The organism is Aquimarina litoralis (genome assembly GCF_019295435.1).
GTDB lineage: Bacteria > Bacteroidota > Bacteroidia > Flavobacteriales > Flavobacteriaceae > Aquimarina > Aquimarina litoralis_A.
Window position 1 is genome coordinate 1 of the sequence record NZ_WEKL01000028.1, and the last position, 24,543, is coordinate 24,543.

At 32.7% G+C, this 24,543-nt stretch carries 22 protein-coding genes, 1 tRNA gene and 1 pseudogene; 7 read left to right on the forward strand and 17 right to left on the reverse strand.

Annotation, left to right across the window (positions count from 1 at the left end):
- Window positions 1–464 (reverse strand): annotated as a pseudogene (locus tag GBO31_RS15015) (hypothetical protein); the annotation flags it as partial.
- A 99-nt stretch (window positions 465–563) separates the two neighbouring features.
- Between GBO31_RS15015 and proS the strand changes: the two are divergent.
- From proS to rpsT, 3 genes are all read left to right on the forward strand, one after another.
- Window positions 564–2,042: a proline--tRNA ligase gene (gene proS / locus GBO31_RS15020; protein WP_219009182.1), complete on the forward strand. Its 1,479-nt coding sequence runs from the start codon at window positions 564–566 to the stop codon at window positions 2,040–2,042.
- A 79-nt stretch (window positions 2,043–2,121) separates the two neighbouring features.
- A tRNA-Glu gene (locus GBO31_RS15025) sits at window positions 2,122–2,193 on the forward strand.
- A gap of 34 nt (window positions 2,194–2,227) precedes the next feature.
- The gene (gene rpsT, locus GBO31_RS15030; protein WP_219009183.1) at window positions 2,228–2,476 is read left to right on the forward strand and encodes a 30S ribosomal protein S20; all 249 of its coding nucleotides are present in this window, start codon (window positions 2,228–2,230) and stop codon (window positions 2,474–2,476) included.
- An 89-nt stretch (window positions 2,477–2,565) separates the two neighbouring features.
- On the opposite strand, the gene GBO31_RS15035 is transcribed toward rpsT, so the two are convergent.
- The 3 genes from GBO31_RS15035 to GBO31_RS15045 form a co-directional block, all read right to left on the reverse strand.
- On the reverse strand, window positions 2,566–3,822 hold the full coding sequence (locus tag GBO31_RS15035; RefSeq protein WP_219009184.1) for a glycosyltransferase family 4 protein: 1,257 nt from the start codon (window positions 3,820–3,822) through the stop codon (window positions 2,566–2,568).
- A 130-nt stretch (window positions 3,823–3,952) separates the two neighbouring features.
- Window positions 3,953–4,732, reverse strand: a complete 780-nt coding sequence (locus GBO31_RS15040; RefSeq protein ID WP_219009185.1) for a zinc ribbon domain-containing protein — start codon at window positions 4,730–4,732, stop codon at window positions 3,953–3,955.
- Between the two features lie 3 nt (window positions 4,733–4,735).
- Window positions 4,736–5,830, reverse strand: a complete 1,095-nt coding sequence (locus GBO31_RS15045) for a Nif3-like dinuclear metal center hexameric protein (protein WP_219009186.1) — start codon at window positions 5,828–5,830, stop codon at window positions 4,736–4,738.
- A 203-nt stretch (window positions 5,831–6,033) separates the two neighbouring features.
- On the opposite strand from GBO31_RS15045, the gene lpxK reads away from it, so the two are divergent.
- The gene (gene lpxK, locus GBO31_RS15050) at window positions 6,034–7,050 is read left to right on the forward strand and encodes a tetraacyldisaccharide 4'-kinase (protein ID WP_219009187.1); all 1,017 of its coding nucleotides are present in this window, start codon (window positions 6,034–6,036) and stop codon (window positions 7,048–7,050) included.
- Window positions 7,051–7,136: 86 nt separating this feature from the next.
- Here the strand turns inward: lpxK and GBO31_RS15055 are convergent, their stop codons facing one another.
- From GBO31_RS15055 to lipA, 3 genes are read right to left on the reverse strand one after another with little or no spacing between them, the layout of a single operon-like run.
- The gene (locus GBO31_RS15055; RefSeq protein WP_219009188.1) at window positions 7,137–9,359 is read right to left on the reverse strand and encodes a response regulator; all 2,223 of its coding nucleotides are present in this window, start codon (window positions 9,357–9,359) and stop codon (window positions 7,137–7,139) included.
- Window positions 9,360–9,387: 28 nt separating this feature from the next.
- Window positions 9,388–10,392, reverse strand: a complete 1,005-nt coding sequence (gene gap / locus GBO31_RS15060; RefSeq protein ID WP_219009189.1) for a type I glyceraldehyde-3-phosphate dehydrogenase — start codon at window positions 10,390–10,392, stop codon at window positions 9,388–9,390.
- A 27-nt stretch (window positions 10,393–10,419) separates the two neighbouring features.
- Entirely contained in the window at window positions 10,420–11,292 is an 873-nt protein-coding gene (gene lipA / locus GBO31_RS15065) for a lipoyl synthase (protein ID WP_219009190.1), read from the reverse strand.
- Window positions 11,293–11,845: 553 nt separating this feature from the next.
- Between lipA and GBO31_RS15070 the strand changes: the two genes are divergently transcribed.
- The gene (locus GBO31_RS15070; RefSeq protein ID WP_219009191.1) at window positions 11,846–12,079 is read left to right on the forward strand and encodes a hypothetical protein; all 234 of its coding nucleotides are present in this window, start codon (window positions 11,846–11,848) and stop codon (window positions 12,077–12,079) included.
- A gap of 53 nt (window positions 12,080–12,132) precedes the next feature.
- Here GBO31_RS15070 and GBO31_RS15075 read toward each other — a convergent pair whose 3' ends face one another.
- From GBO31_RS15075 to GBO31_RS15090, 4 genes are all read right to left on the reverse strand, one after another.
- The gene (locus GBO31_RS15075; protein ID WP_219009192.1) at window positions 12,133–12,705 is read right to left on the reverse strand and encodes an RNA polymerase sigma factor; all 573 of its coding nucleotides are present in this window, start codon (window positions 12,703–12,705) and stop codon (window positions 12,133–12,135) included.
- 31 nt (window positions 12,706–12,736) lie between these two features.
- Window positions 12,737–12,943 (reverse strand): membrane or secreted protein, encoded by a 207-nt coding sequence (locus tag GBO31_RS15080; RefSeq protein WP_219009193.1) that lies wholly within the window; start codon window positions 12,941–12,943, stop codon window positions 12,737–12,739.
- 102 nt (window positions 12,944–13,045) lie between these two features.
- Complete coding sequence (murB, locus tag GBO31_RS15085) at window positions 13,046–14,062, reverse strand: UDP-N-acetylmuramate dehydrogenase (RefSeq protein WP_219009194.1); 1,017 nt, start codon at window positions 14,060–14,062, stop codon at window positions 13,046–13,048.
- A 61-nt stretch (window positions 14,063–14,123) separates the two neighbouring features.
- Entirely contained in the window at window positions 14,124–15,353 is a 1,230-nt protein-coding gene (locus tag GBO31_RS15090; RefSeq protein ID WP_219009195.1) for a pyridoxal phosphate-dependent aminotransferase, read from the reverse strand.
- A 105-nt stretch (window positions 15,354–15,458) separates the two neighbouring features.
- Here GBO31_RS15090 and GBO31_RS15095 point away from each other — a divergent pair, with 105 nt between their 5' ends.
- On the forward strand, window positions 15,459–16,838 hold the full coding sequence (locus GBO31_RS15095) for an aspartyl protease family protein (RefSeq protein ID WP_219009196.1): 1,380 nt from the start codon (window positions 15,459–15,461) through the stop codon (window positions 16,836–16,838).
- Window positions 16,839–16,888: 50 nt separating this feature from the next.
- Here the strand turns inward: GBO31_RS15095 and GBO31_RS15100 are convergent, their stop codons facing one another.
- A complete protein-coding gene (locus tag GBO31_RS15100) occupies window positions 16,889–17,293 on the reverse strand; it encodes a DUF1573 domain-containing protein (protein ID WP_219009197.1) in 405 nt (134 codons plus the stop codon).
- A gap of 126 nt (window positions 17,294–17,419) precedes the next feature.
- On the opposite strand from GBO31_RS15100, the gene GBO31_RS15105 reads away from it, so the two are divergent.
- Window positions 17,420–20,053, forward strand: coding sequence for a valine--tRNA ligase (locus GBO31_RS15105; protein ID WP_219009198.1), 2,634 nt, complete (start codon window positions 17,420–17,422; stop codon window positions 20,051–20,053).
- An 83-nt stretch (window positions 20,054–20,136) separates the two neighbouring features.
- Here the strand turns inward: GBO31_RS15105 and GBO31_RS15110 are convergent, their stop codons facing one another.
- From GBO31_RS15110 to ftsH, 5 genes are all read right to left on the reverse strand, one after another.
- Window positions 20,137–20,406: an acyl-CoA-binding protein gene (locus tag GBO31_RS15110; protein ID WP_219009199.1), complete on the reverse strand. Its 270-nt coding sequence runs from the start codon at window positions 20,404–20,406 to the stop codon at window positions 20,137–20,139.
- Window positions 20,407–20,408: 2 nt separating this feature from the next.
- The gene (locus tag GBO31_RS15115; RefSeq protein WP_219009200.1) at window positions 20,409–21,056 is read right to left on the reverse strand and encodes a phosphatidylserine decarboxylase family protein; all 648 of its coding nucleotides are present in this window, start codon (window positions 21,054–21,056) and stop codon (window positions 20,409–20,411) included.
- Entirely contained in the window at window positions 21,046–21,855 is an 810-nt protein-coding gene (locus tag GBO31_RS15120; protein WP_219009201.1) for a phosphatidate cytidylyltransferase, read from the reverse strand. The genes GBO31_RS15115 and GBO31_RS15120 overlap by 11 nt, the downstream gene beginning before the upstream one ends.
- Window position 21,856: 1 nt before the next feature.
- Complete coding sequence (locus GBO31_RS15125; protein WP_219009202.1) at window positions 21,857–22,468, reverse strand: LUD domain-containing protein; 612 nt, start codon at window positions 22,466–22,468, stop codon at window positions 21,857–21,859.
- Between the two features lie 118 nt (window positions 22,469–22,586).
- Complete coding sequence (gene ftsH, locus GBO31_RS15130) at window positions 22,587–24,536, reverse strand: ATP-dependent zinc metalloprotease FtsH (protein WP_219009203.1); 1,950 nt, start codon at window positions 24,534–24,536, stop codon at window positions 22,587–22,589.
- Window positions 24,537–24,543 lie beyond the last annotated feature (7 nt).

Consider the following 24,543-nt stretch of genomic DNA (forward strand, 5'->3'; position numbering starts at 1 on the left):
GGACCCCAACCGGCATTCCATCCCCAGTTGTTCCATCCCCATCCAAATCCAGGACCCCAACCGGCATTCCATCCAGTATTAATAATGTTTATGGATACTTCATCTGAGTCACTACCCCAAGAAGGTTGTCCACCTTCATAATTTAATGCTACACTGGTTGTGTCAGATGGATCGTAATTTTCGCTAGAATAAGAATCAACATCAGTAAAAATTGCATCTTGTTCGATTGCGTTATCAATCTGAGCAGATTTTTCTGAAAAATAATTAGAATAATAGTTTGAATTTGATTGAGTTGTGGTTGCAGTTGGTCTTGGTTCATAGTTCCTTTGGCTTCTTGCTTCACCATAAATACCATCATCATACGATACATATTCATACGAGCCACAAGATGTCAACATAAGTAAAGAGGCTATCAGGAAAGTCCCCATAGCTCCATTTCTTTGAAAATAATTTTTAAGTCGCATATCTCCTTATTTTATTGTTGAACAATACAAATTTAGTTAGTTTTGCGCTAACTATTTTTTATTTAACAAAGTCACAACATTTGTGCCAAATAGCAAGTTATGAGCAAAAATCTAACGAAACGTAGTGAAGATTATTCAAAATGGTATAACGAATTGGTCGTAAAGGCTGATTTAGCTGAGAATTCAGCTGTAAGAGGGTGTATGGTAATTAAGCCCTATGGGTATGCGATTTGGGAGAAAATGCAGGCTGAATTAGATAAAAAATTTAAGGAAACAGGTCACCAAAACGCATATTTTCCTCTTTTTGTCCCTAAAAGTTTGTTTGAAGCGGAAGAAAAAAATGCTGAAGGATTTGCAAAAGAATGTGCTGTAGTAACACATTATCGATTGAAAACAAATCCAGATGATGCTTCAAAATTAATTGTGGATCCTAAAGCAAAATTAGAGGAAGAGTTGATAGTTCGTCCAACTTCGGAAGCAATTATATGGAATACATATAAAGGTTGGATTCAATCCTATAGAGATTTACCAATACTAGTAAACCAATGGGCAAATGTAGTACGATGGGAGATGAGAACCCGTTTGTTTTTGAGAACAGCTGAATTTCTATGGCAAGAAGGACATACTGCTCATGAAACAAGAACTGAAGCGATTGCAGAAACTGAGCAAATGAACAATGTATATGCAGATTTTGTAGAAAATTTCATGGCAATTCCTGTTGTCAAAGGTAGAAAAACAGAGAGTGAGCGTTTTGCAGGAGCAGAGGATACGTATTGTATCGAGGCATTGATGCAAGATGGAAAGGCTTTGCAAGCTGGAACTTCTCACTTTTTAGGTCAAAATTTTGCTAAAGCTTTTGATGTAAAATTTACTTCAAAAGAAGGAAAACTTGATTATGTTTGGGCAACGTCATGGGGAGTTTCTACTAGACTAATGGGAGCTTTGATTATGACGCATAGTGATGATAATGGGTTGGTTTTACCACCTAATTTAGCGCCAATTCAGGTAGTGATTGTTCCAATATATAAAGGAGAGGAGCAATTGAATCAGATTTCAGAAGTAGCGAATGAATTAGTAAATGATCTAAGGGCTAAAGGGATTTCTGTAAAATTTGATAATAGAGATACACATCGACCAGGAGCTAAGTTTGCGCAGTATGAATTACAAGGAGTTCCTTTGAGGATCGCAATAGGTCCTAAAGATCTAGAAAAAGGAACTGTGGAGCTGGCTCGACGTGATACATTATCAAAACAATTTGTGAAAAAGGATGAAGTAGTCAATACTATAGAAAACCTATTAAACGAAATTCAAGATAGTTTACATCAGAAAGCGACTCAATATAGAGATGAACATATTACAGAGGTAAATTCTTTTGAAGAGTTTAAAGAAGTTTTAGAAAATAAAGGAGGTTTCTTATCCGCTCATTGGGATGGTACTCCAGAAACAGAGCAAAAGATTAAAGAGTTGACAAAGGCGACAATACGTTGTATTCCTTTTGATGCGAAGGAAGAAAGTGGGGTTTGTGTATACACTGGAAACCCTTCTAAAGTAAGAGTGTTATTTGCAAAAGCATATTAATTTTAGAAAAAAATAAAATAACACTTGCGCCATTAAAAAATAGTTGTATTTTTGCATCCGCAATTAGGCAAACAACTATGGCCCGTTCGTCTATCGGCTAGGACGCCAGGTTTTCATCCTGGTAAGAGGGGTTCGATTCCCCTACGGGCTACGATTTTAGAAGAAAGAAATTTAATAAAGAAAAGATGGCAAATCATAAGTCAGCATTAAAGAGAATCAGAAATAGTGAGWCTAAGCGTCTTAGAAACAAATATCAGCATAAAACTACACGTAATGCTATCAAGAAGTTACGTGAAGCTGATAAGAAAGAAGCTGAAGCTTTGTTTCCTTCTGTAGTTTCTATGATTGATAGATTAGCTAAGCGTAATATTATCCATGATAATAAAGCGGCTAACTTAAAGTCAAAATTAGCTAAACACGTAGCTGCTCTTTAATTAAAAGAGAATTCTTAAAAGAAATGTCAGCCTCTTCATTTTTGAAGAGGCTCTTTTTGTTTTCAAATTTTTGCGGTGGTATTAGATGATTAGGTAGTTTTGTTTTTTGCTTCTATCCATTTAGACATGAACTCTGTACTTCTCATTGTGTGATATTGTAACATTGCACCTATAAAATTAGAAGAACGGTGAGGTTCTAAATTCTTTTGAATGTTTTCAATGGTTTCTATCAACTGTGTACAGAATTTGTCCTTTTTAAACCGAGTGTTAATAATTGCAATTCCGTTTTGCTGTGCCTGATTCCAAATATCTTTATTGTTATATAAAGTAACAGCTGCTTTTGCGAAATCTTCCGGATTGTTTTTGATAAAACCATTCCAATCCATTTCTTCGTCTAGCATTCCTTCTGCGCCAATTTCGGTTGTGATACTTGGGGTGCCACAAAGCATTGCTTCTGCTAGTTTCCCTTTAATTCCCGCTCCAAAACGTAATGGCGCTAAGCATACTCTTGCTTTTTTCATAACTTCTTTGGAGTTTTTGGTCCATCCTTTAATAATAAACCCTTGTTTGGGATTGTTTAATTGTATAGCTTTTGGTGGAGGATATGCACCATAGATATGAAGTTCAGCTTTAGGTAGTTGTTTTTTGATTAATGGCCAGATAATTTCTTTTAGGTATAAAATGCTATTCCAATTAGGCTCATGTCGGAAATTACCGATGGTCATGAAATGACTTCTTTGTTCGTATTTTGGCCAGCTTTCGGTAATGTCAGAATTTATACTTTCGAAAAGAAATGGTATATATAGTAATAGTTCTTTAGGTATATTAAAATGTGTTTCTAAGATGTTTGTTTCAATATCAGAGATAATTAGTGAAAGATCACAACGGTAGATACTTGCGATTTCTCTTTTTGTAATATCATTTTTCTTTAAATCTGAAAAGTGAAAATCTTTTCCGTTCTTAAATGCATTTGCTCTAGTCTTTCTTAAACTATGAAGATCTTCTGTATTTAGTATTTTAATGGCATTTGGAAGATGTTTACTGACTCTCCATCCAAATTGCTCTTCAATCATGAATCGGTCAAATAAAACAATATTAGGTTGAAGTGATTGTATGAAATTATCAAAGCTATCATCATTAATTAAAACTATTTCTTTGGTAATTCCTAAAACTTCTATATCAAGCATATGTTCGCTTTCTGAAGCAGTGCTTGCAAACGTAACTTTCCATTGTTTGGATACAAATAATTGTAAGAGCTGCAGCATTCTTATGCCTGCAGCTGAAGAATTCGGCTCTGGCCAAACACTGCCAATTATTAGGATTTTATTGGTTAGTTCATTTTGCATGGTGTTGTATTGTGATGTATAGGATGTGCTTATCACTAAATTCTTTTGTGTTCTTTTGAGTGATGATTTCTAAAAATAGAAAAGCCTCAGAAATTTCCGAGGCTTTTGTTTCTATTTTTATGAAATGAATTTAAGATAGCTTTGCAAATAAAGCTTCCATTTTTTCTTTTTCTTCTTGCGCTAAAGCTTGATCTACTAAGATACGACCACTATGCTCATCAGTAATGATCTTTTTTCGTGAAGCAATTTCCATCTGTACTTGAGGTGGAATTGTAAAGAATGAACCACCAGAAGCTCCACGCTCAATCGGTACAACAGCTAAACCATTTTTTACATTCGTTCTTATTCTTTTGTAGGCTGCAACCAATCGTTCTTCGATGTTATTCTGGAAATCTTCAGATTTAGCTATTAATGCTTGTTCTTCTTTTTCGGTCTCAGCTAAGATAGCGTCTAATTCACCTTTTTTATGAGCAAGATGTTTATTTCTTTCCGCTAGACGACCTTTTGTTTGGTCAATAATTTCGTTTTTCTGAACGATTTGAGCTTTAAATTCCTTAATATGCTTTTCAGATAATTGAATTTCTAATTCTTGAAACTCTATTTCTTTACTTAGAGAGTTGTACTCACGATTGTTACGTACATTTTTTTGCTGCTCTCCGTATTTTTTGATTAAGGATTTTGCTTCTTCAATTAGATTCTTTTTAGTCTTGATTCCATCATCGATATTTTCAAGATCTGTATTTAGTTTTTCTAATCTTTTGTTTAATCCGGCTACCTCATCTTCAAGATCTTCTACTTCTAATGGAAGTTCTCCACGTACATTTCTGATCTCATCAACTCTAGAGTCAATTAATTGCAAATCATATAATGCTCTTAATTTTTGCTCAACAGTAACTTCTTTCTTTGCCATGTTTTATATGTATTGAATTGGATTGGTGTTTTTATCCGATAAAATGATTGCAAAATTACTGATTTTTTTTCTAAGATAGCTAACAATTAAGTTTTTTGTGTATTGTTCGCTTTCATAATGACCAATATCTGCTAAAATTAATTTATTTTCTGCTTCGTAAAATTGATGATATTTTAGGTCTGCGGTAATAAAAATATCAGCTCCAGCTTGTTGGGCATTTCTAATAGCAAAGCTGCCGCTTCCACCTAAAACAGCTACTTTTTTAATCGGTTTTCCTAATAAAGCAGAATGCCGCACACATCCTGTTTTAAATACGGTTTTAAGATGCTTTAAAAAGCTAATTTCATCTAGTTCTTCTGGAAGTTCTCCGATCATTCCCATTCCGATTTGTTGATTGCGATTTTCTAAAGTTGTAACTTCATAGGCTACTTCTTCATAAGAATGATTTTCAAATAAGGCCTTTAGAATTTTGCTCTCATTATGTTTAGCGTATGTGACTTGTATTTGTATTTCTTTTTCGGTGTGTGTTTCACCTTTTTTTCCAATTGATGGATTTGCGGCTTCCAAGGCTCGGAAAGTACCTATTCCATCAGATGAAAAACTACAATTGTCATAATTTCCTATGGTACCTGCTCCAGCTTCAAACAATTTAGATCGCAATGATGCTGCTTCCTTTTTTGGAGCAAAAGTGACTAATTTTTTTATAGTATCACTTTGAGGAATAAGGATCTTTCTATTGATTAGCTCTAATTGCTCGCATATCATATTATTCACACCATTTGAAGCATTGTCGAGTGCTGTGTGAATGGCAAAAATAGCTATGTCATGTTTGATAGCTTTCATCACAACTCGTTCTACATAATTACTACCGTTAAACTTTTTGATGCCTTTAAAAACAATTGGGTGAAAACTAACAATTAGATTGCAATTTTTTTCAATAGCCTCATCTACGATTATTTCTAAAGTGTCTAGTGTTACGAGGATTCCAGTAACCGTTGTGTTTTTATCTCCTACTAATAATCCTACGTTATCAAAACCTTCCGCATATGCTGTTGGGGCTAAGTTTTCAAGGTGTTGTATGACCTCTTTAATTTGCATTGAAATGTGTTTTTTAAATATAGTTTGAAAGTAAAAAAAAGTTTTAGCATAATCAAAGTTTGATTGAGTTATAATCTTGCTATAATTTCTAAGTATACAAGTTGTTTAAATTGTAGGATATTTTTAAAAATTTTGTGATGCCTTGTTTCGTTTTATACATTTGCTTTTGTAATAATATGAATTAGATATAGCATTTTATCCTTTTGAATTTCCTAAGAAAAATACTTTTACCAATTGTACCAATTTATTATTTGATAACTTGGTTACGAAATAGACTATATGATATTGGAATTAAAAAATCTTCTGTGTATGATTTTCCAGTTATCGCTGTTGGAAACCTGAGTGTTGGTGGTACTGGTAAATCTCCGATGATTGAGTATCTTATTCGGTTGTTAAAAAATCAAGTGCAACTCGCTACTTTGAGCAGAGGTTATAAAAGAGAAACTAAAGGTTTTCAATTAGTGCATATTGATGCTACTGCTAAGGAAGTGGGGGATGAGCCTTTACAGTTTAAAAAGAAGTTCCCAAATGTTTATGTAGCTGTAGATGCTGATAGACGTAATGGAATAGCAAATCTAAAAACACAAGAACCTAGTCCAGAAGTTATTTTGTTAGATGATGCTTTTCAACATCGAAAGGTAAAGGCAGGTTTATATATTTTGTTGACACCATATTATGATCTCTATTGTGATGATATTGTATTGCCAACAGGTAATTTAAGAGAACCACGTAGTGGAGCAGATAGGGCAGAAATCATCATAGTCACAAAATGTCCAAATAATATTTCTAAAGAAGAGCAATTATTAATAAAAAATAAGTTGAAAGTAAATGCTTCTCAATTGGTTTTATTTGCTACGATAAATTATGGAGATTTTGTTACTAATGGAAGAGAACATAGATCTATTGAGAGTTTATTAGGTACTCCGTTTACTTTGGTTACAGGAATAGCCAATCCCAAACCTCTTTTGGATTATTATACCTCATTGGGATTAGCGTTTTCTCATATTGATTATCCAGATCATCATCATTTTACTGAAAAAGACCTCGATCATTTAAAAAAGCAATCTCTTATGATAACTACAGAAAAGGATTATGTGAGATTAGCATCTGATTTCTCTAAAGAAACACTTTGGTATCAGCCTATGGAAATGTCATTTGTTGATGGAAAGGAAAAGTTTAAGGAGCGTATATTTTCTTATATAAAAAATGAGATCTCGTAAAAGATCTCATTTATATATTTTGGCTAACTCAACAAAGAATAGATTTCTATTCATGGTTGTATTATACCAATATATGTGCCAAACTGTTAAGAAGTCGTTTGTTTTTTAGACAATGCTTTGTGGAGTTTTGTAAAGAACTCTTCTGTTTTGTAAGGCTTAGGAATAATATCATTAAAGCCATTATGATAAAATTCATCAAGATTATCATCTAAAGTTACCGCTGTAAGCGCAACAATAGGGATTTCTGTATTGAATTCTCTGATTTGTTTGGTAGCTTCAATTCCACTTATTCCAGGCATATGGATATCCATAAGAATTAGATCAAAGTCGTTATTTTTTGTTTTGTTTATAGCGATGTCTCCATTATCAGCTACGTCGCAAATCATCTTATTTTTTTCTAAAATCTTTCGAGTAATAAGCTGGTTGATCTTATTGTCCTCTACTACAAGGACTTTTTTGTCCACCATCACACTATAGTCAATTTTTTTAGCCTCTTCCTGATAATTAGAAACCACATCTTCAAAAACTTCAAATTTAAGGTCAAAATGAAATCTAGATCCTTGTCCAAGTTCACTTTCCAGTTTGATTTCACTATCCATTAATGAAAGTAGATTCTTAACAATCGATAAACCTAGACCTGTACCTCCAAATTTTCTGTTGATTTGAACAGATCCTTGTGTAAAGTTTTCAAAAATACTTTGTTGCTTTTTGTCTGAAATACCAACTCCATTATCTTTTATTTCAAAATGAAGAAAGACTTTATTCTCAATCCGGTTTATCATTTTTACTTTAATCCAGATATCACCATTTTGCGTGAATTTAATAGAGTTTCCTATTAAATTAATTAAAATCTGTGAAATTTTTAGAGGATCACCTTTGAGCTTAGCAGGAATAGATTTGTCAAAATCGTAATGCAATTTATTGTTTCGGTCTTTAGCAGATTTTCCTAAAGCTATTAAAACATCATTAATTCTTTTCTGTAAATTAAAAGAAGTGTTTTCGATCTCTACTTTATTAGCTTCTAATTTATTGAGGTCTAAAATATTATTGATTAAAGAAAGTAAATATTCTCCAGAGAATTTTAAGGAGTTCAAATGTTCTTTTTGGTTTGGAGTTGGGCTTTCTTCAAGTAGCAAGTGTGTCAGACCAGTAACCGCATATAGAGGAGTTCTAAGTTCATGAGTTATTGTAGATAAAAATTGAACCTTGGCCTCACTAGCACGTTCTGCATTTTCCTTAGCTAGAATAAGTTCTGTGTTTTTATTTTGGAGTAATTCATTCGCTCTAGCTCTTAGATTATTGTTTTTATATAACGAAAGTGTTAGCAGTGATAAGATGGTAATCAGCGCAATACTCAAAATCGTTGTAAGCCTACCAAGTTTTAAGGATTTCTGTTGTTGTTTGTTTTCTTCTTTAAGTTCTTCAATTTCGAACTTATCATCCTCCAGATTTAGTTTAGCTCCTGCTTCTTGAGCAATAATTTCTTTATTGATACTAAACAGAGAATCTTTAATTTTTTGGTGTGATCTTAAATTAGTTAAGGACGTTTCGAATTCTCCTTTTTCCTGATAGATCTGACTGTATAGTTCAAAACTTTCAGATTGTATTTCAAAATATCCCATCTCTGATCCAATCTGCATAGCTAGCTCATTTGTCGCTACAGCATCATCTAGTAGGCCTATCATCATTTGAGCTTTAGCTTTACCTATATAAAGTTTGGCCTTATAATAAGATTGATTAAGGGATTCAATTTTAGGTAGACCGCTATTAAAATGTTCTATAGCTGCTTCTGGCTCATTCATTGCTATCGAAAGAAGTCCAAAATTAATTTTTAAAGGGCCTTCTAAAACTTTGATATTGTTTTTTTCTATTAAGGATGAAGCTAAATCTAAGTGTTTCTTTGCTGTTTCAAAATCTTTTTCCTTCGTAAGAATTGCTCCGCAAACATTATAAGAATTGCCCAAACCATTTTCATCTCCTTGCTCTGTTTGGATTTTTATAGCTTTTATTATTTGCTCTTTGGCACTTTTTAGATCACCAAGTTCTAAATATAACTCGGCTAATACACGATTAGCTTTCGCGCTATAAGTTTGATCCTGATGAGCAATAGCTAGTTCTTTTGCTTGTGTTATATTGTGTAACGCAGTAGCCAATTGATCTGTATTTATGGCTTCTGAAGCTTTGGTAAGGTAATTTTCAATAGAATCTTTGACTTGAGTGTTTTGTTCAATTCCTTCTACTTGTGAAAAGGTTTTGAAGTAACAACTAAGTAATATTATAAGTATAAAATGTTTGATTTGGATAGGCATTTTCCTCAATATGACTCAACTAATATAGTTATTTCTTAGAAATGTTAATAATTAAATCTATTATTCTGTTACTATATCCTATTTCATTGTCATACCATCCTATGATTTTTACCATTTTTCCAATAACAGAAGTCATGAGAGAATCAAACAGACAAGAATGTGAATTGCCAAGGATGTCTACCGATACTATTGGGTCTTCTGTATATGCTAAAATGCCTTTTAGGTTGGTAGAAGAGGCTTTTTTAAAGGCATTATTTATTTCTTCTATAGAAGTTTCTTTTTTTACGTTGAAAGTAATATCAGTAAGAGATCCATCAGGAACAGGAACTCTAATTCCGCATCCACCAATAACATTACTTAATTTAGGAAAAACTTTAGTAAGCGCTTTTGCTGCTCCGGTAGTAGTAGGTACGATGGACTGACTAGCTGCTCTTGCACGTCTTAAATCTCTATGTGGCTGATCATGTAAACTTTGGTCTGTAGTGTAACTATGAATCGTAGTAATATATGCTTGCTCAATTCCACAAAGCTCATCAATTACTTTGATCATAGGTGCAGCATTATTGGTAGTACAAGAAGCATTTGAGATAATAGTTTCTGTACCATCAATTAAATGATCATTTACGCCCAGTACAATGGTTTTAATAGAATCTTCCAAAGGAGGAGCAGAAAGGATTACTTTTTTTGCTCCAGCAGTAATATGATCCATCGCCATTGCTTTAGTCTTGAACTTCCCAGTTGCTTCTATTACGATATCTACATTATAACTTTTCCAGTCACAGTCGATAGGATGTTTTTTATTGAGTAAAGGAATCGAAGTATCTTCCACTAAAATATGATCATCAGAATATGATATATTTTCTTTCAAAACTCCATGTATACTATCATATTTTAGTAAATGACTAAGTGTTTTACTATCAGCAAGATCATTTATAGCAACTACATCAATACTAGGATTGTGTATTAAAAGTCTAAAAAGATTACGACCAATTCTTCCAAATCCGTTAATGGCTATTCTAATGGGTGTATTCATTAATTAATACTTAGTATAGAACGAGTTTTATGTAAGGTGTTTTTGAGCTTTATACGAAGAACGAACTAGCGCACCACTTTCTACATGTCTAAATCCCATCTCTAATCCAATTTCTTCGTATTTCTTAAATTGATCAGGAGTAATGAACTGTTTTACTGGTAAATGTYTCTTACTTGGTTGTAAATATTGACCTATAGTAACAATGTCTAAATTTACCGCTCTTAGATCTTTAAGAACTTGGATAACTTCATCTTCTGTTTCGCCTAAGCCTAGCATGATGCCACTTTTAGTACGATTAATACCGTTATCTTTTAAGTATTTTAATACTTGTAAGCTTTGTTCATATTTTGCTTGGATACGAACTTCTCTTGTAAGCCTTTTGACAGTTTCCATGTTATGAGAAACAACTTCTGGTTTTACAGCTACGATTCTATCAATGTTTTTTGTTTTTCCTTGAAAATCAGGAATAAGTGTTTCTAGAGTAGTATTGGGGTTCATTCTACGAATGGCTTGAATCGTTTCCGACCATATAATTGAACCTCCATCTGCTAAATCATCTCGATCTACTGAGGTAATAACAGCATGTTTAATATTCATTAATTTAATGGATCTAGCTACTTTTTCCGGCTCTTCCCAGTCTACCGTTTCAGGTCTCCCAGTTTTAACACCACAAAATCCGCAAGATCTTGTACAGATGTTACCAAGGATCATGAAAGTGGCAGTTCCTTCGCTCCAACACTCTCCCATATTTGGGCAGCTCCCCGAAGTACATATAGTATGAAGGTTATATTTATCTACTAATCCTCTAAGTTCTGTATATTTTTTCCCTGTAGGTAACTTTACTCGTAGCCATTTTGGTTTTCCTTTAGGAGGTGCTACAGTAGCAACATCATTATTCATACTCTGCAATATTTTAAGCAAAAATACGAAGAAAGCTCCTATTAAAATAAGGTTTTTGATTTTCTTGAGACTTTGTATGGAGGAATGTAAAATTTGAAAGTATATAAGAAGTAGATTATTTTCTGGTCTTTACAAGAGGTTAGATGTTGTGTCTAAAAATTTATTCTATACAATTATTGAGTATGTTTTCTGTTAATACTATATTAAGGATTAAATTCTTCTCAAAACTACCCAAAGGGAATTTTTGGGTAAAAAAAGAGAGAAATTTTATGCTAACTAGTTGCCGAAAATTATGGTCTTTGAAAATATTGTTATAATCTGTAAATCAGTGTTTTAAACTATTTTTAGTTTTAAGATTTTAGGATTTTGAGGGATTTATTCTTATTAAAATTATGGTAAAACCGTAATTTTATTGAGGTTTTTATAGCTTTATATAAATTCTTTTCCTATTTTTGATGTACATAATTTTTAGTAGAAATACTTTAGGTCATGGTTAAAATTAGCTTAACCCCATTTTTTATTCATTAAAAAAAAGTTAAAAAACCAATTAAAAATGTCAACAGAAGAATTAGAACAACAGAAACAACTGCAAAAAAACAGAAAACGCGTAGAAAAATGGTTAATTAGTAATCAGAAGTTTATTAATATAACCGGGATTGAAAAAGAAATATCAGCTCCAAAAGGTCTGGTTCAAAAGTTTATCAAGTATGATAAAAAGATTAATGATAAGTGGATTGAACCTTTACATGGAGTATTAAAAAGAATCTCGACTTTTAGTCTCAGATAATACAAGTGATTTATTGTAGCTACAAAAAAGAATTAATCGGTTTTATGGGTGGATTAATTCTTTTTTTTGTTTGTGATTATTTCAGCTAATAGTTTTCGGGCTCTTAATAATTTAACCTTGACATTGTTCATAGGTTCTTCTAGTACTTCAGAAATTTCCTTATAACTTAATTCTTGAAAATATCGAAGATTGATAACTTCTTGATAATGTGGTTTTAATTGTTTTATGAATCGAAGCAGTTGAGCAAGATTTTGTTCAGTTATTAATTTATCTTCAGGAGTTGGAGTATCATCAATAATTTTATAAACCGCATCATCAGCATCCGTAGTTGTTTTCGAGCGTATAGAAGCGTTTTTCTTTCTCAATAAGTCAATATGGATATTTTTTGATATCTGAATTATCCAGGTTTTGAAATTATATTCTTCCTTAAAGGTGTCTATTTTATCAAATGCTTTGGAGAAACTTTGAATTGTAATATCTTCAGATTCATACTCATTGTTAGTTCTTTTGAGTTGAAAATTGAATACATCATTCCAAAAAGTATCCAATAAATAATTAAAGGATGCTTGTTTGCCTTCTTTAGCCTTTTTGATATGCTCTGATAGCGTTAAGGATTCTTTTTCCAATGAAGTGTTTTTGAGAAGAAATAGCGGCTACTTATTTTCCGTGCTCTGTATCACTGCAAGTAGCATATTGGTCAGGAGTCTTACCACAAAGAGAACATGACTCTCCTTCTTTATTCAAGAAAGGACTTTGACTTGCACAAGTTCCAGCAAATTTTCCATCTTTTTTAGCCCATAATTTAATTGCAATTCCTGCAAAAGCGACCAGCAAAAGAGCAACGGTAAGCAATACTAATTTCATAACTTAATACTTTCCTTATTTTTATGCAAAGATAAGAAGAAAAAACAGCTAAAAATGTGATTTTTGAAAAATTAGAATTTCTTTAAAATATAATGATTTTGATTACTTTATGATATTCACTTCGGTTTCTAAAGAGATGTCGAATTTTTCCTTAACGGTTTGTTTTATTTTTAAAGAAAGCTCAAATATTTCTTGTCCTGTAGCATTATTATGATTTACTAAAACTAATGCCTGTTTATCATGAACACCTGCATCACCAAAACGCTTACCCTTAAAACCACATTGTTCTATAAGCCATCCGGCAGGAACTTTTATGTTTTCATCATCTATTTTATAGGAGGGAATAGTTGGATAAGTATTTTTTAAATTAATAAAGGATGTTGAAGAAATAACAGGATTTTTAAAAAAACTACCGCTATTTCCTATTTCTTTTGGATCAGGTAGTTTACTTTTTCTAATAGCAATAACTGCTTCCGAAATATCTTTAATTGTAGGTTTTATGCAATTTTTATCTTGTAAAGCCAACTCAATAGCTCCATAACTGGTATTTAACAGATGGTTTGCTGTTGTTAATTCAAAAGTTACTTTGGTAATAATATAAGTCCCTTTTAATTTATTTTTAAAAATAGAGTTTCGATATCCGAATTCGCAATCTTCTTTTGTAAAGATTCTCTTTTCTCTAGTATTTTTATGAATTGCTTCGCAACTCACAAAACTATCTTTTAATTCTACACCATACGCTCCAATATTTTGAATTGGTGCACTGCCAACATATCCTGGGATTAGAGAGAGGTTTTCCAGCCCTCCATACTCTTCATTAATACAGAATTGCACAAAATCATGCCAATTCTCTCCAGCGTTTGCAGATACTAAAACTGTATTATCAGTTTTTTTTGAAACTGTTATACCTGTTATTGCAATATGGAATACTGTAGCCTTAATATCTTGTGTTAGCAGCATATTACTTCCTCCACTAAGAATAAAAAGAGGATCGTTTTTACAAGAAGATAAGGCTTCATTAAGATCCTCTTCGGATTTGATAGTAATGAATTTCTCAGCTTTTACATCTATTCCAAATGTATTGTACTGTTTAAGAGATTTATGGTATTCTATATTCAAAAAATTAGAAATTTAAGTTTACACTATGTTTATCCGTTGAAAGATATGATTATTTATAGTTTTACAAACTTACTTTTTCCTCTTCGGTAATAAAAGATTTTTTCTGAGTGTATTTCTCCAATGCTAATTTTAAAATATTCACTGCCTTTTTAAGATCTCTTCTATTCAGTACATATGCGATTCGAACCTGATTTAATCCTTGATTAGGACTTGAATAGAATCCTGAAGCAGGCGCTAACATAACAGTTTCATTATTCACATGAAATTCATCCAATAACCATTTTGCAAAATCATCAGCATCTTCAATAGGTAATTCTGCAATACAATAAAATGCGCCACGTGGTGTAGCTACTTTTACACCAGGTATTTGTTGTAAACCTTTTATAAGCGTATCTCTTCGCTCTTTATATTTAGCTACTGTATCATTGTAATAAGATTCTGGAGCTTCTAGTGCAGCTTCACTTGCTATTTGTGCTAATGTGGGAGGACTTAATCTCGCTTGAGCGAATTTCATTGCCGTTTCCATGACCTCCTTATTCTTACTTACTAGACAACCGATCCTTGCACCACACATACTGTATCTCTTAGAAACAGAATCCACTACAATTGCATGATCATTGAGTTTTCTTTCTTGTAAAATCGAATAGTGTTCAGAATTATCATATACAAACTCTCTGTAAACTTCATCAGAAATTAAAAACAAATCATATTTAATAGCGAGTTCAGCCAAATCTTTTATTTCTTCCTTGCTATATAAATAACCTGTTGGATTACCAGGATTACAAATTAAGATTGCTTTGGTTTTAGGGGTTATTAGTTTTTCAAAATCCTGTATAGGAGGCAGAGCAAAGCCATTATCAATTTGTGAAATTACAGGAACAACTGTAACGGTTGACTGTGTAGAAAAACTATAGTAATTAGCATAAAAAGGTTCTGGAACTATAATTTCATCTCCAGGATCCGTAATACTACCCATCGTAAAAATCAACGCTTCACTTCCGCCAGTTGTTATTAAAATATCTTCAGAAGATATTGTAATATCATGTTTTGCATAATAACCTGCTAACTTATTTCTAAAGCTTTCAAAACCTGCAGAATGGCTATATGCTAAGACATCTAATGTGTGCTCTTTAACAGCATTCATTGCCTCAACAGGTGTCTTTATATCAGGTTGACCTATGTTTAGATGGAAAATATGCTTTCCTTCTTTTACTGCTTTTTCTGCAAAAGGTGCTAGTTTACGAATCGGAGATTCGGGCATTGCTTTTCCCTTACTTGATATTACAGGCATTATTTTGAAATTTATAATATAAAATGGCAGTAAATTTCTTAAATTATTTATGATTTAAGTTAATTATTATCAGGAATTTTCAAGTATTTTTCTATATTTAGCGGAATGGAGATTTTGTATCGGGATTTTTATCATTTTCTTAAAGAGAAGACCCTAATTCTACTTTTACTCATTTCATTTACTTTCAATGCACAAGAAAGTTTTAGGCTGCCACTAGGAAAAACTAGTGATAAGATTAAATTTACCTTAGCTAATAATCTCATAATTATACCGGTAGAGCTTAATGGTGTTCCGTTGTCGTTTATTTTAGATACTGGAGTAGGTTCAACTATATTGTTTAGTATTGATAAAAGAGAATCCTTAGAGCTTAAAAATGCTTCAAGAATTTACCTGAGAGGGCTAGGAAATGAAGAACCAGCAGAAGCTATTAAGTCTACAAACAATGAATTAAGGATTGGTAATACCTACAGCGATGATCATACAGTTTATATGATTTTTGATGAGTCTATGAACTTTTCTCCTATGATGGGATTTCCTGTTCATGGTATCATAGGGTATGATTTTTTTAAAAAATTTATTTTTGATATCAATTATTCCAAACAGCTAATTAAAATTTATAATCCGGCATCTTATACCTACAAAAAATGTAAAAAATGTTATCAGTCAGATTTAAATCTAGGTAACAAGAGAAAACGTCCTATGATCAAAGCAAAGTATAAAACTGATAAGGGACTTGTAGATGTTAATCTTTTATTAGATTCTGGTTCTAGCTCGGCTTTGTGGTTATTTGAAAACCCTGATCTTGGGTTAACAGTTCCGGAAAATTCTTTTGATGATTTTCTAGGAACAGGATTTAATGGGGTTATCTATGGAAAGAAAACTAAAGTAGAAGGGTTGAATATAGGAGATTTCGAAATAAAAGATATAACAGCCTCTTTTCCTGATTCATTATATATACAGGGAATTTCCTTAAGATCTCGTCAAGGTTCCATAGGAGGTAGCGTTTTGAAAAGATTTAATTTGATTATCGATTATCCGAATAAAAAAATTACTTATCGAAAGAATAGGTTTTTTAACAAGCCATTTTATTATAATATGAGTGGACTTACCATACAGCACGATGGTGTAAGAATTGCCAAAGATTATAATATTCGAAAAGCTCCTTCTAGACCATCTTTAGACTTTGTAATAAGGGATAATGGAAAAATAGTCACAAACGTTCTTAAGGCGGATGCCAGTTCATTTGTGTATTCTTTAGAACCTGAATATAAAATTACTGAAGTAAGACCAGAATCTCCAGCAGCTCTGGCAGGCTTGTTAAAAGGAGACAACGTTTTGGAAGTTAATGGAAGGCCAGCTAGCTCCTACCAACTTTCGGATTTGAATGATTTATTTTATTCTGAAGAAGGAAAGAAGATTTCTATAAAAGTAGAACGTTTAGGTGTAGAAATGAAGTTTACCTTTTATCTTAAAAAAGTAATATAAAAAAGGCTCTATCAAATAATAGAGCCTTTTTAGTTTGTTATAATAAATTATTAATTTTTCTTCTCTAAAACACTTTTGGAATCATCTAATACTCTTCCTGTTATTCGTATTGCTTTAGTAGATTCTTCAGCATTAGAATACACAGTAATTAATTTTCGGATGGGTCCAACGCGTTTTGTGTCATATTTTACTTCAATAAATCCAGTTTCTCCTGGAGCTATTGGATTTTCCGGTTTTTTAGGAATAGTACACCCACAACTCGAATATACTCTAGAAATAATTAACGGGGCATTTCCCGTATTTGTAAATTCAAATTGGCGAACACCATCACTACCTTTGGTAATCTCACCATAATCAATTACTTCTGTCTTAAAATCGATTTTTGCTTTGGCATCCTGAGCGTTTAGGGTAATTCCCAGAAAACCAACAAATAAAATCATTATTACATTTTTCATAACGTAGGTTTTTATAATGTGTAAAAGTAGTTACTTTTTATCCAACTTCAAAATTGCAAAAGACTTTCAAGTTGTCGTATATAATAATTACTTTTGCACTCTAAAATCCAAAAATCGGACCAAACTATGGCTTTAGCTGGAAAATATGATGCGAAATCAATAGAGGAAAAGTGGTATAACTACTGGATGGAAAATAATTATTTCCATTCTGAAGTTGATGAAAGAGAAGCGTATACTATTGTTATTCCGCCGCCAAATGTAACAGGAGTATTGCATATGGGGCATATGCTCAATAATACAATACAAGATGTTTTGATTCGAAGAGCACGTCTTAAAGGGTATAATGCTTGTTGGGTTCCTGGTACAGATCATGCATCGATTGCTACTGAAGCCAAAGTAGTTGCTAAGTTAAAGGAGCAAGGGATTGATAAAAATGACCTTACTAGAGAAGAATTCTTAGAGCATGCTTGGGAATGGACTCATAAACATGGAGGAATTATCTTAGAGCAACTTAAAAAATTAGGTGCTTCCTGCGATTGGGAAAGAACTGCCTTTACCATGGATGACAATTTGTCTGAATCTGTAATAAAAGTTTTTGTAGATCTATATAACAAAGGTCTTATTTATAGAGGCTACCGAATGGTAAATTGGGATCCTGAAGCAAAAACGACTTTATCAGATGAAGAAGTTATTTATGAAGAAAAGCAAGGGAATCTTTACTATCTGAACTATAAAATTGAAGGAAGTGAAGATGTTTTAACCATAGCAACTACCAGACCTGAAACAATTATGGGAGATACTGCTATTTGTATCAATCCTAATGATGAAAGGTTCACGGATTTAAAAGGTAAGAAAGCAATTGTACCAATTGCGAATAGAGCCATTCCGATTATTGAAGATGAATATGTAGATATGGAGTTTGGTACAGGTTGTTTAAAAGTTACTCCAGGCCATGATCAAAATGACAAAGTGTTAGGAGATAAGCATTCACTTGAAGTAATTGATATCTTTAATGATGATGCTACTTTAAATTCTTTTGGATTACATTATGAAGGAAAAGATAGGTTTGTAGTAAGAAAAGAAATAGCCAAAGAGTTAGAAGAACTCGGTGCACTTGAAAAAATCGAAACACATCTCAATAAAGTAGGAACTAGTGAGCGTACAAAAGCTGTAATTGAACCGAAGTTGAGTGATCAATGGTTTCTTAAGATGGAGGGCTTGGCTAAACCTGCTTTAGACGCTGTTTTGAATAAAGATGTAAATCTAGTTCCAGAAAAATTTATTAATACCTATCGCCATTGGATGGAAAATGTTAGAGATTGGAATATCTCTAGACAATTATGGTGGGGACATCAAATTCCAGCATATTTTTATGGTGATGGAAAGGAAGACTTCGTAGTTGCAGCAACCAAACAAGAAGCAGTTTTACTAGCTCAAGAAAAAACGGGTAATACTGCATTGACTGAAGAAAATTTAAAACAAGATCCTGATGCTTTGGATACTTGGTTTTCTTCATGGTTATGGCCAATGAGTGTATTTAATGGAATTTTAGAACCAGATAACGAAGAGATCAGTTATTACTATCCAACGAATGATCTAGTTACTGCTCCAGAGATTCTATTCTTTTGGGTGGCAAGAATGATTATTGCAGGTTATGAATACAAAAAAGAGAAACCTTTTACTAATGTATACCTTACAGGGATTGTAAGAGATAAACAAAGACGTAAAATGTCTAAATCTCTTGGGAATTCACCTGACCCATTGGATTTGATTGATAAATATGGAGCGGATGCAATTAGAGTGGGAATGCTTTTGAGTTCTCCGGCGGGAAATGATTTAATGTTTGATGAAGATCTTTGTGATCAAGGAAGAAAATCATTCGTAAATAAAATCTACAGTTCTTATAATCTTGTTAGCGGATGGAAAGTTGATGCCAATATTGAACAGCCTGAGGCTTCTAGAATTGCTGTTGAGTGGTATAAAGCCAAATTCCAAAAGGCATTGGTGGAATTAGAAGATGCGTATGCAAAGTATCGAATAAGTGATGCATTGATGATTACCTATAAGTTAATTAGAGATGATTTCAGTAGCTGGTTGTTAGAAATGGTAAAGCCTGCTTATCAATCTCCAATTGATGCTAAAACTTATAATGAGATTATAGAGATTTTTGAGAACAATTTGAAAATTTCTCATCCATTTGTTCCTTTTATATCGGAAGAGATATGGCAGCAGATAGCAGAACGTACTACAGATGAAGCTTTGATTGTGTCTAATTGGCCAAAAATTATTCCGGTTAATGAAGAGCTGATCACAGCGTTTGATTTTGCAAGTGATGTAATTTCTGGTATCAGAACCATACGTAAAGACAAGAATATTTCTTTTAAGGAAACTATAGAGTTATCGATATTGAATAGTGAAAACTTTCCGAATACGTTTGATGCGGTGATTTCTAAACTAGGAAACATTTCCTCTTTAGTATATGTAGATGAAAAGGTAGATGGAGCACTTTCTTTTAGAGTAAAATCAAATGAGTATTTTATTCCTATTTCTGGTGCTGTAAATGTGGAAGATGAGATTAAGAAATTAACCGAAGAATTAGCATATACCGAAGGATTTTTAAAATCGGTACAGAAAAAACTTCAAAATGAACGTTTCGTAAATAATGCTCCAGAAAAGGTGATCGCTAATGAACGTAAAAAAGAAGCTGATGCGGAAGCAAAAATAGCTACGTTAAAAGCTAGTTTATCTGGACTTCAATAGAATTCAATTATATAATATACGAAAAACTATATATAGAATAATAGAAAAGGGCTTTGATCTAAGATCAAGGCCTTTTTTATGGATCATACATCGGTAATATACTTATTTACTAGCTCAATATATTTACGTTTAGCTTCTTCTGTAGTTAGGTTTTTTACTTGAAAAAGAGCATTGAGTTTGAAAGCGTTTCTTAATTCGCTATCACCAGAAGGAGTGTAGAATCCTTCGGTATGTGTCGCGTGCTTGTAGTAAGCATAAAAATGAAGCATTACATCTGGAGGTAATTCTATCTTTGTACTGCAGGCTTTTTCAAAAGCCTTTTGAAAGGCGATATTTAATTCCTCATCGGTCATACTTACACATTGGCGATAATACTTTCGCCACCTCTTACTTTTTGGTTTAAAGAAACATTAACCTCTGTTCCTATAGGTAAGTATACATCAACTCTGGATCCAAATTTTATAAAACCACTGTCAGACCCTTGAATTACCTGCTCACCTTCTTTTGCATAATTTACAATTCTTTTTGCTAGTGCACCTGCAATTTGTCTATACAAAATTTCAACAAAATTGTTTTTGACTACTACAGTTGTTCGTTCATTTTCTTCTGAAGCTTTGGGATGCCAAGCAACAAGATACTTGCCAGGGTGATATTTGCTAAATGCTACATTTCCATTAATAGGATGTCTAGTAACATGTACATTTATTGGTGACATAAATATAGATACCTGAAGTCTGTTTTCTTTGAAATATTCTTTTTCAAAAACTTCTTCAATAACAACTACTTTTCCATCAACCGGTGCTACTACCGTATTGTCATTGATGTCCGTATGGCGTTTTGGGTTTCTAAAAAACTGCAGGATTAGTATTAAAAAAACTAATGTTACAGCAAATATGGCGATAATAAATTCATCTACCTGAATGGCAACATAAGATGCGGCATTGATGCCTAAAAAAAGCACTACGGCTACTGCTATTATTTTATAACCTTCTTTATGAAACATATTTCAATATTTGTAAAAACGTGTATAAAAATGGACTTGCAAATATAATACTATCTAAACGGTCAAAAATACCACCATGTCCTGGCATTATTGAGCCACTATCCTTTACTCCAGCTTGTCTTTTGAACTTCGATTGAATAAGATCTCCTAGTGTACCAAAAATACTCATTATTATGCTTATAATCAACCAAAGATAAGTTGATAATGTGTCAGTGAATATAGAAATTAAATAGCCCGCTAGTAGTGTGAAAATAAAACCTCCAACAAATCCTTCTATAGTTTTTTTAGGAGATATACGTTCTAGTAATTTACGTTTTCCAAAGTTTTTACCAACTAAATACGCAAAGGTGTCATTTGTCCATATCATTAATAGGGGACCAGCTATCATAATCGGATTATATTCTCCTGTATAACAAGGAATGAGTGTGAGGAAGATAATTGATGTAATCAAAAAGAATATACTAGTAAAATACTTTCTTTTTTCAAACATAGGAATGATTCTAATCGTAATAAGATCTCTTACTAAAAATAACTGAGTTATTATAGTAAGTCCCAATAGTGTGAGCGTAACAAATAATGGTGTTTCAAAATTAGGGATATGAAACAATAATAGGAATCCAATAAAAACAAGGTATAACCATGTGTTTTTTAGATGGATTAATTTTTGAAATTCATAAATACAGATAATACCAAATATGGCAAATACTCCGATGAAAGTATATTTAGAAACAAATATTGAAATTAATAGTATCGAAATATATAAAAAGCCCGATAAAGACCTTGTGAGTAGTTCCTTCATATTATAAATCTTCCAACAGCAGCAAATATAGATTTTTTGAGCTACTTCCATAGCTTAAGAAGTCTTTTTCTTTTTGCGGTTCGAAGTTTTTAATGGTAGTAATATTTGAGGGAATGGCGTTTTTGTTTTTTTCCTTAATCCCTTTTAAGCCTTCTCCAATGCTGCTAACTAATTGACTTGTTGATGCTAATATGATAAAGTCATCAGGTAATTCTGTTAATTTTTTTTCTCTTAGCTGATTTGAAGAAATAAGAATAGCACCACTATCCGCAATAAGATATTCGCAAGTAGCAAAAAAGAAAGATGCAGGAGATTTCTTTATATAATTAAGGTTAAATCCTGAAAATTTATGTTCTAACCCTATATCAAAGCAGCATACATCTTTTTCATACCAATCATTTTCTAAAAGTATCTTGTCAAAAGAATCAAGAACTTCATCATCGCTATCACAGTAAAGAAACTTACCACCGTTTCTTTTAAAGTTAATCATAAAGCTTTCATCAACCGGTAGATTGATTTCAGGCATATATTTACTGCGATCTTCAGCGTGACGTTCCTTACTCTTTTGGTCTGATTTAGATTTTGAGGAAAATAATCTTCTAAATAGACTCATTTTTCGATTCGATCGGGGATTTACGGGTTAACACTACTTTCAAAGATAAAAAAATCTTAATCCAATATTCCTATTGAATTAAGATTTTTTTAATTTACTAGTAAAAATAGATACTAGATTAAGAAGGTTCTATAATGGTTTCTTCTTTTTTATCGAATGGACGCTTACCGAAAATTTTCTCGAGATTATCTTTGAAAATTACTTCTTTCTCTAAAAGAACTTCTGCTAATTCGGTAAGTTTATCTTTATTTTTTTCCAATAATTTTATTGCACGCTGATATTGCTCTTCAATAATATTAGAAATTTCTTTATCAATCAATTCACTTGTTTGCTCACTATAAGGTTTTGTGAATCCGTATTCATTCTGTCCTGAAGAATCATAATATGTAAGATTTCCGATCTTGTCATTTAGTCCATATATAGTTACCATAGCACGTGCTTGTTTAGTAACTTTTTCTAAATCACTTAAAGCTCCTGTAGAAATCTCGTTAAAAATTACTTTTTCTGCGGCTCTTCCTCCTAAGGTAGCACACATTTCGTCTAACATTTGATCTGGGCGTACGATAAGTCTTTCTTCTGGAAGGTACCAAGCAGCACCTAAAGATTGTCCTCTAGGAACAATAGTAACCTTTACCAAAGGCGCAGCATGTTCTAACATCCAACTAACAGTTGCATGACCAGCTTCATGGAATGCTATTGCACGTTTTTCATCAGGTGTAATGATTTTATTTTTCTTTTCTAATCCACCTACAATTCTATCTACTGCATCCAGAAAATCTTGTTTTCCTACTGCTTTATTTCCTTTACGAGCAGCAATAAGTGCAGCTTCATTACAAACATTTGCAATATCAGCACCTGAGAAACCAGGAGTTTGTTTAGATAAGAAATCAGTGTCTAACTGGTCTTCTTTTTTAAGAGGCTTCAAGTGTACTTCAAATATTTCTTTACGCTCTCTTACATCTGGTAGATCCACATATATTTGTCTATCAAAACGACCAGCTCTCATTAAAGCTTTGTCTAATACATCCGCACGGTTGGTAGCAGCGATTACAATTACGTTTGTATTGGTGCCAAAACCATCCATTTCGGTAAGAAGTTGATTCAATGTATTCTCTCTTTCATCATTGGATCCTGAGAAATTGCTTTTACCTCTTGCTCTACCAATTGCATCAATTTCATCAATAAAGATAATAGCAGGTGATTTTTCTTTTGCTTGTTTAAATAAATCTCGTACCCTAGATGCACCTACACCTACAAACATTTCAACAAAATCAGAACCTGATAAAGAAAAGAAAGGTACTTTAGCTTCTCCCGCTACTGCCTTCGCAAGTAACGTTTTTCCAGTCCCTGGAGGTCCTACCAATAAAGCTCCTTTTGGGATTTTTCCTCCTAAAGAGGTGTATTTTTCAGGGTTTTTAAGGAAGTCTACTATTTCCTGAACTTCTTCTTTTGCGCCTTCAAGGCCAGCAACATTTTCAAAAGAAACCTTAACATCTGTATTTTGATCAAAAAGTTTCGCTTTAGATTTACCAATATTAAAAATCTGACCACCAGCACCACCACCGGCACCACCGCTCATTCTTCTCATAATGAATATCCAAACACCAATGATTAGAGCGAAAGGAAGTAAGGTGATAAATATATCTCCCCACATATTGCTTTCGGTGTCATAGCCAACTTCAGTAGAAACGCTATTTTCACTTTTAATTCTTGAAATTTCATTTTCAAAATTCTGAAGATCACCAAATTCAAATTCATAATCAGGATCATTTGGACTTGCTGGTAAAAATGAATTTCTTTTTCTTTTGGTATGTTTATCTTGACCTTTTGCTTCCTGAGTAAGGTATACTCTAGCAAGTCTTCGATTTGTAATGATAACTATTTTTTCTACTTCTCCATTACTCAAGAAATTATTGAAATCAGAAGTGGATGTTTCTGGAGCAGATCCTATACTTCCTCCACCTAAGAAATTCAATGCTAAAAATCCAACGATTATTACACCATAAATCCAATATGCACTAAACTTTGGTTTTTTATTTGAGTCCATTTTTTTATTGTCTTTAGCCATTTACGCC

Excerpts from the sequence above, each read along its gene's own strand:
- proS (WP_219009182.1), top strand. The coding sequence starts at position 564 with ATGAGCAAAAATCTAACGAAACGTAGTGAAGATTATTCAAAATGGTAT.
- GBO31_RS15035 (WP_219009184.1), bottom strand. The coding sequence starts at position 3,822 with ATGCAAAATGAACTAACCAATAAAATCCTAATAATTGGCAGTGTTTGG.
- GBO31_RS15040 (WP_219009185.1), bottom strand. The coding sequence starts at position 4,732 with ATGGCAAAGAAAGAAGTTACTGTTGAGCAAAAATTAAGAGCATTATAT.
- GBO31_RS15045 (WP_219009186.1), bottom strand. The coding sequence starts at position 5,830 with ATGCAAATTAAAGAGGTCATACAACACCTTGAAAACTTAGCCCCAACA.
- GBO31_RS15055 (WP_219009188.1), bottom strand. The coding sequence starts at position 9,359 with ATGCCTATCCAAATCAAACATTTTATACTTATAATATTACTTAGTTGT.
- gap (WP_219009189.1), bottom strand. The coding sequence starts at position 10,392 with ATGAATACACCCATTAGAATAGCCATTAACGGATTTGGAAGAATTGGT.
- GBO31_RS15070 (WP_219009191.1), top strand. The coding sequence starts at position 11,846 with ATGTCAACAGAAGAATTAGAACAACAGAAACAACTGCAAAAAAACAGA.
- GBO31_RS15080 (WP_219009193.1), bottom strand. The coding sequence starts at position 12,943 with ATGAAATTAGTATTGCTTACCGTTGCTCTTTTGCTGGTCGCTTTTGCA.
- GBO31_RS15090 (WP_219009195.1), bottom strand. The coding sequence starts at position 15,353 with ATGCCTGTAATATCAAGTAAGGGAAAAGCAATGCCCGAATCTCCGATT.
- GBO31_RS15095 (WP_219009196.1), top strand. The coding sequence starts at position 15,459 with ATGGAGATTTTGTATCGGGATTTTTATCATTTTCTTAAAGAGAAGACC.
- GBO31_RS15100 (WP_219009197.1), bottom strand. The coding sequence starts at position 17,293 with ATGAAAAATGTAATAATGATTTTATTTGTTGGTTTTCTGGGAATTACC.
- GBO31_RS15105 (WP_219009198.1), top strand. The coding sequence starts at position 17,420 with ATGGCTTTAGCTGGAAAATATGATGCGAAATCAATAGAGGAAAAGTGG.
- GBO31_RS15110 (WP_219009199.1), bottom strand. The coding sequence starts at position 20,406 with ATGACCGATGAGGAATTAAATATCGCCTTTCAAAAGGCTTTTGAAAAA.
- GBO31_RS15115 (WP_219009200.1), bottom strand. The coding sequence starts at position 21,056 with ATGTTTCATAAAGAAGGTTATAAAATAATAGCAGTAGCCGTAGTGCTT.
- GBO31_RS15120 (WP_219009201.1), bottom strand. The coding sequence starts at position 21,855 with ATGAAGGAACTACTCACAAGGTCTTTATCGGGCTTTTTATATATTTCG.
- GBO31_RS15125 (WP_219009202.1), bottom strand. The coding sequence starts at position 22,468 with ATGAGTCTATTTAGAAGATTATTTTCCTCAAAATCTAAATCAGACCAA.
- ftsH (WP_219009203.1), bottom strand. The coding sequence starts at position 24,536 with ATGGCTAAAGACAATAAAAAAATGGACTCAAATAAAAAACCAAAGTTT.